Below are 13,009 nucleotides of genomic sequence, written 5' to 3' on the forward strand. Positions count from 1 at the left end.
GCACGCATTGTTCACGCAACCGGCCCGATCGCGCGACTCGATGATCCGCCGTCACCCGCGCCGCCAGGCGGCCCATTTCCGCTCCGGGTCCCCGCCGAGGCGGACGAAGCCGTGGCGGGCACCGTCCCAGTCGCCGCGCTCGCCGGGCGCCCAGCGCGCGAAGACCACCTGGGCCGTGGCCGGCGGCCGGTCGGTGAACCAGGGCACCTCGGTCCAGGTGACCTGGTGGCTGAGGTTGTACCGCAGTTGGTAGGGCACGCCGGTGGCGGCGGCGACCCGGTCGGCGGGGCCGATCCCGAGGTCGGCCACGCTGGGCGTGGGTGTGCCGGCGACCGCCAGCGGACGGATCAGCCGCTGCACGATCGCCTGCATGGTCGCCACGTTGGCCACGACCAGCGCCGTGAGCACGACCGCGAGCAGACCCACCCGCGCCCGCCGGTGCCGGGCCGCGAGCACGACCACGAACAGCAGGCAACCGGCGATCCCGATCGCGGCACCGACCAGCGGCCGCAGCTGTTCCCCACCACCGGTCAGGACCGCCAGATCCGGCGCGCTGAACCCGCCGTAGCGCAACTCCGCGCCGCGCGCCGCCGCACGTGCCAGGCGTACGTGGATCAGGGCGCCGCCGGCAGCGAGCAGCACCACCGTCACGGCGGCACGACGCAGCAACGACCGGTACGCCGTGCCGAACAGCAGCCCGACGCCGACCAGCAACCAGAACGGGGCGAGCATCTGCACGTACCGGGCGTAGATGGCGTCCGGCACCCGGTCCGGGACACCCGCGAGGACGACCTCCGCGCCGACGGCGACCCCGACGGTGGTCAGCAGCGCCACCCCGAGGGTCCACCTGGCGGCCTCGGCGCCCCCGCGACACAGCCGCGTCACGGCCTCGACACCGGCCAGCCCGGCCAACCCGAAGGTGATCACCATCAGGTACCACAGCTGGGTGCCGGTGGACGCCAGCACCTGCGACAGCCCCCGGCCGGAGGTGACGGCCCGCAGGGCATTGCCGTCGGCGGGGCTGCCGAGCAGCTGGATCGTGTCGCCGAGCAGCCGCACCCCGACCTCGTTGCCCACCGCCGCGGCCAGCACCGGCAGCGTCGCCGCCAGCATCCCGGCCGGGGCCAGCCGGCGACGCACGACCAGGGCCAGCGTCAACGCGGCGTACGCGGCGACGACCACCACCCCGCGCGAGTGCACCAGGTGGCAGGCGCCGGCGAGCGCGCCCCCCACCGCCACCGCGACCGGGCCGGGCCGCTCGATCACCCGGTGCACGGCCAGCAGCCAGGCCAGCAGCAGCGGGGCCAGCACCGCGTCGGTCATCGCCACCGTGGCGTGGTAGGCCGCCGCCGGCAGCGTCGCCGCCGCGACGGCCGCCACCAGGGCCGGTCCGGGCCGTAGCCCCAGCAGCCGGCGGCCGAGCAGGTACGCCAGCGGCAGGACGGTCGCGTTCACCGCCGCGTTGATCAGCCGTACGAGCAGGTAGCTGTCGACGAAGTCCCGGTCGCCCAGGAAGGCCGGCGCGATCAGCAACGGGTAGCCGATCCGGCGCAGCGTCTCGTTCTCGCTGCTGAAGCCGCCGGGACCGCCGGCCAGGGCACGGGCGGTGAACAGGTAGCTGTCCTCGTCGGTGTGCGCGAACGGCATGCCGGCGTGACGGGCCAGCCAGATCCGCCAGGCCACCCCGAGCAGCCAACCGCATCCGAGCAGCACCGGAAGCAGCCACCGCCGGCGGGCCGGCCCCGCCGGCCCACCCGCGTCCCCGACCCGGGCCACCTCGGCCGCCACGACCATCGTTTCCCTCCACCCCACGGGACCGGGCCGGCCGGCCGCCGTGCGGCCGTGGCCACGCTGCCCGGTCGGGTCGGAACCCTAGCGGCCCGGTCGGCACAGCGGGGCGGGCGCGCCCCGCCGACGGGACGTGTTCGCCTACCGGGTGCCCGCCATTCACCGCCTCACGGCATGCGGTTAACCGCAGGGCGTGGGCCTGTTAACCCGCCGGGTCTAGCGTTCCCACCCGGCCGGCCGGCCCAGGCCCGCCGGGTAACCGACTGAACACGGGAGCACCAGTTGAGCGAGCTGAACGGATCGTCCATCCTCGTCACCGGGGGAACAGGTTCCTTCGGCAGGACCTTCCTGCGGCACCTCCTCGCCGAGACCGATCCGGCCCGGGTGGTGGTCTTCTCCCGTGACGAGCTCAAGCAGTACGAGCTGCGCCAGCAGCTCGGCGACGACCCCCGGCTGCGCTGGTTCATCGGCGACATCCGGGACCGGCACCGGCTGACCCGGGCCATGCACGGGGTCGACCACGTCGTGCACGCCGCCGCCCTCAAGCAGGTCGACACGGCCGAGTACAACCCCTCGGAGTTCATCGCCACCAACATCACCGGCTCCCAGCACGTCGTGGACGCGGCGATCGAGGCCGGGGTGAAGAAGGTCGTCGCCCTCTCCACCGACAAGGCGTCCAGCCCGATCAACCTCTACGGCGCGACCAAGCTGGTCGGCGACAAGCTGTTCATCTCGGCCAACCACTACGCGGCCCATCACCCGACCCGGTTCGCGGTGGTGCGCTACGGCAACGTGGTCGGCAGCCGCGGTTCGGTGGTGCCGCTGTTCCGCCGGCTCGCCGCCGAGGGCAAGAGCCTGCCGATCACGGACAAGCGGATGACCCGCTTCTGGATCACGCTGGAGCAGGCCGTGCAGTTCGTCATCGACTCGTTCGACCAGATGCAGGGCGGCGAGCTGTTCGTGCCGCGCATCCCCAGCATGCGCATCCTCGACCTGGTCGAGGCGGTCGCCCCGGACGCCACCACGCACGAGATCGGCATCCGGCCGGGCGAGAAGCTGCACGAGGAGATGATCGCCCCCGACGACAGCCGGCGGACGCTGATCGCCGAGGACCGCTTCATCGTGCAGCCGACCATCGCCACCTGGGGCTACCAGCCGCCGGCCGGCTGCGAGCCGGTGCCGGACGGCTTCGCGTACCAGTCGGACTCCAACGACGAGTGGCTCACCGTGCCGCAACTGCGCACGATGCTCGGCATCGCGGCATGAGCGAGCACAGCGGAGTGCCGGCATGAGTTCCATGCTCCCGTACGGCCGCCAGTCGGTGACCGAGGACGACGTCGCCGCGGTGGTTTCCGTGCTGCGCGGCGACTGGCTCACCACCGGCCCGGAGGTCGCCGCCTTCGAGGCGGAGCTGTCCGCCTGGGCCGGCGGCGCCGGGGTGGCCACGGTCTCCAACGGCACGGCGGCGCTGCACGTGGCGTACGCGGCGGCCGGCGTCGGCCCGGGCGACGAGGTGATCGTGCCGCCGATGACGTTCGTGGCCACCGCCAGCAGCGCCGTGGCGCTCGGGGCCACCGTCGTCTTCGCCGACGTGACGGAGGAGACCTTCACCCTCGACCCGGCGGCGGTGGCCGCGGCGACCACCGAGCGGACGAAGGTCGTCGCCGCGGTGGACTACGCCGGCCACCCGGCCGACTACGACGCACTGCGCGCCGCGCTCGACGGCAGCGACGCGTTGCTGCTCGCCGACGCCGCCCACTCGATCGGGGCCACCTACCGGGGCCGGCCGGTCGGCTCGCTGGCCGATCTGACCACGTTCTCGTTCTTTCCCACCAAGAACCTGACCACCGCCGAGGGCGGTGCGGTCGCCACCACCGACCCGGAGCTGCTCACCCGGGCCCGCCGGTTCCGCAACATCGGGCTGGTCCGGGAGCCCGCCGAGTGGCGCTGGCCGGACGAGGGCGGCTGGCACCAGGAGGTGCACGAGTTCGGGCTGAACTACCGGCTGCCCGACGTGCTCTGCGCGCTCGGCCGCAGCCAGTTGCGCCGCCTCGGTGACTTCCTCGCCCGCCGGGCCGAGCTGGTCGCCCGCTACGACGAGGCGCTGGCGGACCTGCCCGGCGTGCTGACCCCGGGCCGGCGGGACTGGGCGGCGCCGGCCTGGCACCTGTACCCGATCCGGGTGCTCGACGGCCGCCGCCGCGAGATCTACGACCGGATGCGCGCCGCCGGTATCGGGGTCCAGGTCAACTACATCCCCGCGCACTGGCACCCGGCCTTCGCCGACCTCGGCTACCGGCGCGGCAGTTGTCCCGTATCGGAGGCCTTCTACGCCCAACAACTCTCGCTGCCCCTCTACCCTGGACTACGCGACGCCGACCAGGACCGCGTCATCGACGCGCTGGCCGCGGCCCTGCGCGGCGCCTCGGTTCGCTCCGCCGCCTGAGGGGACGCCCGTGCACCACGCGAACCACTTCTACGGCCACGCCCACGTGCTGGCCCGCTACGCGGGGTTGGGCGACGGGCACCCGCCCCGGATCAACGGCTACGTCCAGCACGGCTGGAACATCGGCGACGGTCTCGCGCCCGGCCACCCGTACGCCGCGCGCACGCCGAGCCTGCTCTGGTCGGAGCAGACCCGGCGGCGGGCCTGGTCGGTCGGACGGCGCAACGTCACCGTGATCGGGGCCCCGTTCGTCTACCTGCAGGCTTTGCGCGGAGCGGAGGGTCCGCCGCCGCGCCGGGAGGGCACCATCTGGTACCCGTTCCACGGCTGGGAGGGCCAGCACGTCAAGGGCGACCACCGGGGGCTGATCGCCCGGATCCGGGACACCGAACCCGGCCCGGTCACCGTCTGCCTCTACTGGCACGAGCACCGGATGCGCCGGGTCCGCCGGCTCTACGAGAACGCCGGCTTCCGGGTCATCTGCCACGGCTACCGGGGGCACTGGTGGTCCGACACCGACCCGGCGTTCCTGGACCGCCAGCTCGCCGAGCTGCGCCGGCATGCCCGGGTCGCCTCCAACCGGCTGACCAGCGCCATCTTCTACGGCATCGCCGCCGGCTGCGAGCCCGCGGTGTACGGCAACCCGATGGTGCTGGCCGACGAGGACCCGACGTTCGGCGGCACCGCCCGGATCCGCCGGCAGTGGCCCGAGCTGCACGGCGAGCAGGTGCACCAGCCGACCGCCGTCGAGATCGCCCGCGCCGAGCTGGGCACCGACCACCGCTACCCGCCCGCCGCGCTGCGGGAGCTGCTGGGTTGGGCGTACCCGCAGAAGGAGACGACGTGACAACCGAGACGGTGCCGGCGGTGGCGCTGCCCGGCGGCGAGATGCTCGCCTGGTCCGACCAGCGCGACGGGGCCGGCAACGGGCCGCTCGCGGCGCTGGCGGCGCACCTGGTGCCGGACGGCGCCCGGGTGCTGCTGGCCGGGCCGCACGACCCGGCGCTGCTCGACGCGCTGGCCCACGCCCGGCTCACCTGTTTGCTGCGCGGCTACCCGGACGCGGCGGCGATCGCCGGTCGGGTGGACCGGGTGCTGGTGGCCGGCCCGCACGGCCTGCCCCCCGGCGAGGAGTACGACGTGGTGATCGCCGGCGCCGGGCTGGACGCCGTCGAATCGGTGGAGGGCGCCCGGCTGGGCTGGGACGGCCTGCTGGCCCGCCTGGTGGCGGCCGTGCGGCCCGGCGGCGACCTGCTGCTGCGGGTGGACAACCCACTCGGCGTGCACCGGCTGGTCGCCGCCTCCGGCTGGTACGCCGGTCGGGGCGACGCCGAGTGGACGGTCGGCGGGGTGCTCGACGCGGCCCGCCCCGCCAACCTGGAGCAGGCGCGCGCCCGGCTGGCCGCCGTCGGGATGCGGGCCGGCACCGGCTACGCCGCGTACCCGCGTCCGGAGCTGACCACCGCGCTGCTCGCGGTCGACCAGCTGTCCCGGCGGACCACCTCCGGGCTGTTCGACGCGGTCCTGCACGACGCCTGCACCGAGGGGTTCACCGGCCAGTTCGTGCTCGCCGATCCGGCCCGGTTGGCCGTGGACGCGCTGCACGCCGGCCGCGCCGCCGACCTGGCCCCGTCCTGGCTGGTGCACGCCCGCCGGCCGGCCGCCACCGAGGTGGCCGACGACATGCCGACCACCGGCTCGCCCGTCACCGGCCCCTCGGCAACCGCCGGGGTGGCCGGCGACCCGGCAGCCGGGGACGCGCTGCCGGTGGCGCTGGTGCGGGCCGGCGGACCGGGCAGCGACGTCGTCGAGGTGCGCGACGGGCCGCAGGGCTGGCACTGGCACCGCACCGACGGCGACCGTCGTACCGGGCCGGTGCCCGCGCCGTACGCCAGCCGGGAGGCCGCCTACCGCGACCCGGAGGCACCGCACGGGCCGGTGCCCGACGGGCGCCTGCTGCGCAGCCTGCTGCTCGACGGCTGCCTGCGCCGCGACACCGTCCTGCTGCGCCGGCTGCTGCGCGGGTACGCCGACTGGCTCGCCGGCCAGGCCGAGCAGGGCCGGCTCACCGGCGCGGTGGCGCTGGCCGGGGCGGACAACCTGGTCGTCGCCGGTGACCGCTACGCGGTGCTCGACCCGACCTGGCGGGCCGACGCCCCGTTACCGGTCGACGTGGTGCTGGCCCGGACCCTGTGGCGCTTCGCCACCGAACTGCTCACCGGCGGGTACGCCCACCCGTGGGTCTCCACCCTGGACGTCGCGGGGCTGACCGTGGTGCTCGGCGGAGTCGCCGGGCGAGACTTCGACCGGGAGGTCGTCGACGCGGCGGTGGAGACGGAGGCCGCGGTGGGTGCCGCGCGGCGCGGGCTGGACGCGGCCGGGCGGATCGACCTCGACACCGAACTGCGCGCGGTCACGCCGACCGACCCACCGCCCGGCCCCCACAGCTACCAGCAGCTACGCGAGGCGTGGCGGCGCCAGCGGGACGAGAACACCCGGCTGAGCGCGCTGCTCAAGTGGACCGAGGACCTACTCACCTCGCGCGAGCGCGCCCTGCGCCGAGCCGAGGCGAAGATCAATCTGCTCAGCGGCTCGCTGAGCTACAAGGTCGGCCGGCTCGCCATCACCCCGGCCCGGATGGCCAGCCGGGGTGCCCGGGCCGCCAAGCGCCGGGCCCGCGCGGCGATCACCGCCCGCCGACAGGAGCACCCGAAGCAGGAGGATCGGACGTGACCGAGCGAATCGTCGGGATCGTGCAGGCCCGGATGGGATCGTCCCGGCTGCCCGGCAAGGTGCTGCGGCCCCTGGCCGGGCGCAGCGTGCTCGGGCGGGTGGTCCGGGCCGCCCAGGACAGCGGCGTGCTCGCCGACCTGGTGGTGGCGACCAGCACCGATGCCACCGACGACGCGGTCGTCGCCGAGTGCGACCGGCTCGGGGTCGCCTGGCACCGGGGTCCGGTCGACGACGTGCTGACCCGCTACGTCGGCGCGCTCGACACCCACCCGGCCGACGCGGTCATGCGGTTCACGGCCGACTGCCCGCTGCTGGACCCGGAGATCGTCACGCTGGTCGCCTCGGTGTACCGCGCTGTGCCGGGGCTGGACTACGCCAACACGTCGATCGCCCGTACCCTGCCGCGCGGGCTGGACGTCGAGATCATCCGGGCGGCCGCCCTGCGTACCGTGGACCGGCTCGCCACCGACCACCACCGGGTGCACGTCACCTCGTACGCGTACGCCCACCCGGAGCTGTTCCGGGTGCTCGGCGTGACCGTCACGCCGGACCGCTCGCACCTGCGACTCACCCTGGACACCGAGCGTGACTGGGAACTGGTCAACGCGGTGGTCGACCACTTCGGCGACGTCAGCGTGCCGCTGGCCAAACTCGCCGACTGGCTCGACGGACAGCCGGGGCTGCGCGCGCTCAACGCCGACGTGCGGCAGAAGCAGTTGGAGGAATGCTGAGCACGGTACGCGTCGGACTGCGCTGCGACGCCGGGCCGCTACGCGGCGTCGGGCATCTGGTCCGCTGTCTCGCCCTCGGCGAGGAGTTCCTGGCCCGGGGCGCCTCGGTCGAGGTCTTCGGGACGGTGGCCGGTGTCGACTGGGCGACCGGGCAGCTCGCCGCCCGGGGCCTGCCGCTGCACCCCGGCCCGGACACCCCGGCGGGGCTGGTCGAGGCGGCCCGCCGGCACCGGCTGGACGTGCTGGTCCTCGACTCGTACGAGCTGGATCCGGCCGCGGCCGGCGCGCTGCGCGCCGCGGGCGTACTGACCCTGACCATCGTCGACGGCGACACCCGGGGGCAGGACGCCGACCTCTACCTCGACCAGAACTTCGGCACCGACCTGGCGGTGCCGGCGCGCCGGCTGCTGGCCGGCAGCGGGTACGCCCTGCTGCGCGACGGCGTACTGGCCGCCCGGCCGGCGACCGCCCGGCCGGCGGTGGAGGTGGACCGCCCCTCGGTGCTGGCCTTCTTCGGCGGCACCGACGCGGCCGGCGCGGCACCGCTGCTGACCGAGATACTGCTGTCGACCGGCCGGCCGATGGAACTCACGGTCGTCGCCGGCCGGCCCGAGGTGGCCGCCCGGCTGGCCCGGCTGGCACCGGGGCCCGGGCAGGCGCTGCTGCCGGTGCCCCCCACCGGCACGCTGCCGGCCCTGATCGCCGCCGCCGACCTGGTGGTCAGCGCGGCCGGCACGTCGACCTGGGAACTGTGCTGCCTCGGTGCGCCCTCGGCGCTGGTCTGCGTGGTGGACAACCAGCGCGAGTCGTACCACCGCGTGGTGGCGGCCGGGCTGGTCGCCGGGCTCGGTGAGCTGCCCGCGCTCGCCGCCGACGGTGCCGCCGGCGCCGCCGCCCGGCGCGTCCTCGACGGGCTGTTGGGCAGCGGGGCACAGCGGGCGGCGCTGTCCGCGCGGGCCTGGGCGGCGGTGGACGGGCGCGGCCGGCAACGAGTGGTCGACGCGGTGCTCGACGCGCTCACCCACCAGCAGGTCGCCTAGGGCCGGTGTCGAAGTCCTCGGTCGAGCCGAGGCGGAGTCCAGACGGCGGCCGGCAAGGCGGAGATGGGTCCGGATACAACACCGGTATCCGGACCCATCTCCAACGCCGCCGGTCGGTGCCTGGGCCCGCCGCAGGCCGGCCAGGGGCTTCGACACCGGCCCTAGCCCGTCATGGTGTAGTGCTGTCGTGGACTGGGTCAGGAGCTTCTACTCGCAGACCGGTGCCTGGTGGGGCGCCGCAGAGGCGAAGATCTCGGATCGAGATCACCGTCGGGTGCGGCTCCTGCACGAGCACCGGGGAACGCGACCCATCCGGGTGCTGGAACTCGGGTGCGGCTACGGCACCACCGCCGCCGCCATGGCGGCGGCGGGCCATGTCGTGACCGCCGTGGAGATCAGTGACCGGGCCCGCCATGCCGTCGACTTCGCCCGCGCGGCCGCACCCGGACGGCTGTCCATCGTCCAGGACGACTTCTACGCGGTGCAGCTGCCCGAGCGATTCGACGCCGTCTGCTACTGGAACGGCTTCGGCGTCGGCACGGATGCCGATCAGCGCCGGCTTCTCGTCCGGATCGCCCGCGACTGGCTGAAGCCCGACGGGGTCGCGCTCGTCGACGTCCAGAATCCGTTCGGCTGGGCCCGGTGGGACGGCGACGAGGAGCACCGGCTCCCCAACCCGGAGCTGGGTTACGCGCACGAGTTGTACGAACGGACCACGTTCGATCCGGTGACCTGCACGGCCACCGACACGTGGTGGGAGGCGGCCAGTCCCCATCACAAGATCAGTCAGACCCTCCGCTGTTACAGCCCGGCCGATCTGGCGTTGCTGCTGGCCGGCACCGGCCTGACCCTGACGGCCGTCACCGTCGGAGATCGCCCGGTCGACCCGACGACCCCGCTACCCAGCTTCTCGGGACTGCTCCACGAGCACCACGAGTACCTCGCCGTCCTGCATCACGATCTCCGGGGCTGCTGACCGCCTCGGCGCCTGCCGGCGCGAGAACCTCATACACGTGTACTAACCCCCTGCTAGGGTGGCCTCATGTCGCAGGCCGCGTACCAGCCGTCGATGCTCGACGTCAGCGACGCGCCACCCGCCCTCGGGGCGCTGCGCGGGCGGGCGCGCCGGCACCCGCTGAGCCGGGGCGCCTGGGTCGACCACCTGCCGGGCTGGGTGCACGGCTCCGACCAGGTGCTCGACGTACTGCTGCGGGAGGTGCCGTGGCGGGCCGAGCGGCGCACCATGTACGACACCGAGGTCGACGTGCCCCGGCTGCTCTGCTGGTATGGCGCCGGCCGACCGCTGCCACACCCGGTGCTGCTGGCCGCCCGGGAGACGTTGACCCGGCACTACGCCGACGAGTTGGGCGAGCCCTTCGTGACCGCCGGCATGTGCCTCTACCGGGACGGCCGCGACAGCGTGGCCTGGCACGGCGACACCCAGGGCCGCTCCGCACACGCCGACACGATGGTCGCCATCGTCTCCTTCGGCTCACCCCGGCACCTGCTGCTGCGCCCGCGCGGCGGCGGGGCCAGCCTGCGTTTCCCGCTGGGCCACGGCGACCTGGTCGTGATGGGCGGCTCCTGCCAGCGCACCTGGGAACACGCCATACCCAAGACCACCCGCCCGGTGGGCCCCCGAGTCAGCGTCCAGTTCCGCCCCACCGACGTCGCCTAGCCCCCGCCCCACCCCCCACCTCACCGTTGATCATGAAGTTGTTGCCACCGTGCCCGGCGTGTCGCGACAACAACTTCATGATCAACCCGGGTGGGGGTGAGGGTGGGCTAGTTGCGGTCGAATTGGTGGCCAATGACGGTGGGGCCGAGCATGACGGCGAAGCCGGAGCCATCGCGGCGCGGGTCGGCGGCGGGCAGCTCGACCGGCTCGCCGGTGGCGGTGGAGCCGACCGGGCGCGGGCCGACCCAGGCGACGACCACGTCGGCCTCACCCTTGAGGAACCGCTGCGCGCGCACCCCGCCGGTCGCCCGCCCCTTCGCCGGGTACGCGGCCAGCGGCGTCACCTTGACCGTCGCGCCGGTCGAGGTGACCACCATCGGGTCGCCGTGCTCCGGATCGTCGGTCCGGACCGCGCCGAAGAAGACCACCTGCGCCCCGGCCGGCAGGGCGACCCCGGCCATCCCGCCGCCCTTGAGGCCCTGCGGGCGGATCGTCCCGGCGGGGAACCGCAGCAGCGAAGCCGCGCTGGTCAGGAACGCCAACGTCTCGGCGCCGTCGGTCAGCCAGGTCGCGCCCACCACCTCGTCACCCTCGCGCAGCCCGATCACCTCGAACTCGTCGGAGCGCACCGGCCAGTCGGGGGCACACACCTTCACCACGCCCTGCCGGGTGCCGAGCGCCAGCCCGGGCGACCCCTCGGCGGACGGGCCGAGCGGCGCCACGCCGACCACCGTCTCCCCCGGCTCCAGCGGCACCAGCTCGGCGGCGGACATCCCGCCGCGCAGCGACACCGTGCCGGTCTGCTCGGGCAGCACCGGCAGCGGCAGCACGTCCACCTTGAACGCCCGACCGGCACTGGTCACCAGCAGCACCCGGCCCCGGGCGGTGGAGTGCACCAGGGCGCGTACCGCATCGTGCTTGACCCGGCCGTGCCGGCGGCGCCCCTCGGCGGCCTCCTCCGACTCCGCGGCGGTGCGGGCGACCAGGCCGGTGGCCGACAGGATCACCTGGCACGGGTCGTCGGCCACCTCCAGCGGGCCCGCCGGCGCGGACGCGGCCAGCACCTCCTTGAGATCGCCGTCGACCAGGGTGGTCCGCCGGGGCGCGGCGAACTGCTTGACCACGGCGGCCAGTTCGTCGGAGACGACCTTCTTCAGCACGTTCTCGTCGTCGAGGATGGTGGACAGCTCGGCGATCTCCGCGCGCAGCTTCTCCTGCTCGGCCTCCAGCTCCAGCCGGTCGTACTTGGTCAGCCGGCGCAGCGGAGTGTCCAGGATGTAGCTCGCCTGGATCTCGGAGAGCTTGAACTGGCGCATCAGGCCACTCTTCGCCGCCTGGGCGTCCTCGCTGGCCCGGATCAGCTTGACCACCTTGTCGATGTCGAGCAGGGCGATCAGCAGGCCGTCGACCAGGTGCAGCCGTTCCTCCCGCTTACGCTTACGGTACGCGCTGCGCCGGCTCACCACCTCGTAGCGGTGGGCCAGGAACACCTCCAACAGCTCCTTGAGCCCGAGGGTGCGCGGCTGACCGTCGACCAGCACCAGATTGTTGACGCCGAACGACTGCTCCAGCGGGGTGAGCCGGTACAGGTCGGCCAGCAGCGCCTGCGGGTTCACCCCGACCTTGCACTCGATGACCAGGCGGGTGCCGCTCTCCCGGTCGGTGAGGTCCTTGACGTCGGCGATCCCGGTGAGCCGCTTGGTCTTGGTCACCTCGTTGGTGATCGCGGCGATGATCTTCTCTGCGCCGACCCCGTACGGCAACTCGACCACGGTGATGGCCTGCCGGCCCCGGCTGCCCTCCAGCGGCCCGATCTCCACCTTGCCGCGCATCCGCACCACACCACGACCGGTCTCGTACGCCCGGCGCACCTCGTCGAGGCCGAGCAACAGACCGCCGGTGGGCAGGTCGGGGCCGGGCACGAACTCCATCAGCCTGTCGAGCGTGGCGGTCGGGTGCCGGATCAACCAGCGGGCCGCCGAGACGACCTCGCCCAGGTTGTGCGGGATCATGTTGGTGGCCATCCCGACGGCGATCCCGGAGGTGCCGTTGACCAGCAGGTTCGGGAAGGCCGCCGGCAGCACGGTGGGCTGGGTCAGCGAGCCGTCGTAGTTGGGCTCGACGTCGACGGTCTCCTCGCCCAACTCGCCGACGAGCAGCATCGCCTCCCGCGACATCCGCGCCTCGGTGTAGCGCGCCGCTGCCGGTCCATCGTCTGGGCTTCCATAATTTCCATGCCCGTCGATGAGTGGCACGTTGAGCGAGAAGTCCTGCGCCAACCGGACCATCGCGTCGTAGATCGCGGTGTCGCCGTGCGGGTGGTAGCGGCCCATCACGTCGCCGACCACGCGGGCCGACTTGACGTAGGCCCGGTCCGGCCGGAAGCCCGACTCGTGCATGGAGTAGAGGATGCGCCGGTGCACCGGCTTGAGGCCGTCGCGGGCGTCGGGCAGGGCGCGGGAGTGGATGACCGAGAAGGCGTACTCCAGGTAGGAGTCGGAGACCTCGGTGGTCAGCGGGTTGTCGATGATCCGCGCGCCGGCCCGGTCGAACGCGGAGTGGTCGACCTTCGTTTCCTTACGCCGTGCCATGG

General features: G+C 73.9%; 10 protein-coding genes. 8 read left to right on the forward strand and 2 right to left on the reverse strand.

Annotated elements, in window-relative coordinates; genetic code table 11:
• Window positions 1-51 precede the first annotated feature (51 nt).
• Window positions 52-1,794, reverse strand: a complete 1,743-nt coding sequence (locus tag O7615_RS33390) for a glycosyltransferase family 39 protein (RefSeq protein WP_278181779.1) — start codon at window positions 1,792-1,794, stop codon at window positions 52-54.
• A gap of 276 nt (window positions 1,795-2,070) precedes the next feature.
• Between O7615_RS33390 and pseB the strand changes: the two genes are divergently transcribed.
• The 8 genes from pseB to O7615_RS33430 all read left to right on the forward strand — a co-directional run bounded on the left by pseB (window position 2,071) and on the right by O7615_RS33430 (window position 10,416).
• Complete coding sequence (gene pseB, locus O7615_RS33395) at window positions 2,071-3,054, forward strand: UDP-N-acetylglucosamine 4,6-dehydratase (inverting) (protein ID WP_278181780.1); 984 nt, start codon at window positions 2,071-2,073, stop codon at window positions 3,052-3,054.
• A gap of 22 nt (window positions 3,055-3,076) precedes the next feature.
• Window positions 3,077-4,234, forward strand: coding sequence for an aminotransferase class I/II-fold pyridoxal phosphate-dependent enzyme (locus O7615_RS33400; protein WP_278181781.1), 1,158 nt, complete (start codon window positions 3,077-3,079; stop codon window positions 4,232-4,234).
• A 10-nt stretch (window positions 4,235-4,244) separates the two neighbouring features.
• Window positions 4,245-5,081: a hypothetical protein gene (locus O7615_RS33405; protein WP_278181782.1), complete on the forward strand. Its 837-nt coding sequence runs from the start codon at window positions 4,245-4,247 to the stop codon at window positions 5,079-5,081.
• 41 nt (window positions 5,082-5,122) lie between these two features.
• Entirely contained in the window at window positions 5,123-6,967 is a 1,845-nt protein-coding gene (locus O7615_RS33410) for a class I SAM-dependent methyltransferase (protein WP_278182327.1), read from the forward strand.
• A complete protein-coding gene (locus O7615_RS33415; RefSeq protein ID WP_278181783.1) occupies window positions 6,964-7,698 on the forward strand; it encodes a glycosyltransferase family protein in 735 nt (244 codons plus the stop codon). Before O7615_RS33410 ends, O7615_RS33415 begins: the two co-directional genes overlap by 4 nt.
• A complete protein-coding gene (locus O7615_RS33420; protein WP_278182328.1) occupies window positions 7,695-8,738 on the forward strand; it encodes a spore coat protein in 1,044 nt (347 codons plus the stop codon). The genes O7615_RS33415 and O7615_RS33420 overlap by 4 nt, the downstream gene beginning before the upstream one ends.
• Window positions 8,739-8,925: 187 nt before the next feature.
• Window positions 8,926-9,714 (forward strand): class I SAM-dependent methyltransferase, encoded by a 789-nt coding sequence (locus tag O7615_RS33425; RefSeq protein ID WP_278181784.1) that lies wholly within the window; start codon window positions 8,926-8,928, stop codon window positions 9,712-9,714.
• 66 nt (window positions 9,715-9,780) lie between these two features.
• Entirely contained in the window at window positions 9,781-10,416 is a 636-nt protein-coding gene (locus O7615_RS33430) for an alpha-ketoglutarate-dependent dioxygenase AlkB (RefSeq protein ID WP_278181785.1), read from the forward strand.
• A gap of 107 nt (window positions 10,417-10,523) precedes the next feature.
• Here O7615_RS33430 and O7615_RS33435 read toward each other — a convergent pair whose 3' ends face one another.
• Window positions 10,524-13,007, reverse strand: a complete 2,484-nt coding sequence (locus O7615_RS33435) for a DNA topoisomerase (ATP-hydrolyzing) (RefSeq protein ID WP_278181786.1) — start codon at window positions 13,005-13,007, stop codon at window positions 10,524-10,526.
• Window positions 13,008-13,009 lie beyond the last annotated feature (2 nt).

This window comes from Micromonospora sp. WMMD1082 (assembly GCF_029626175.1).
Lineage (GTDB): Bacteria > Actinomycetota > Actinomycetes > Mycobacteriales > Micromonosporaceae > Micromonospora.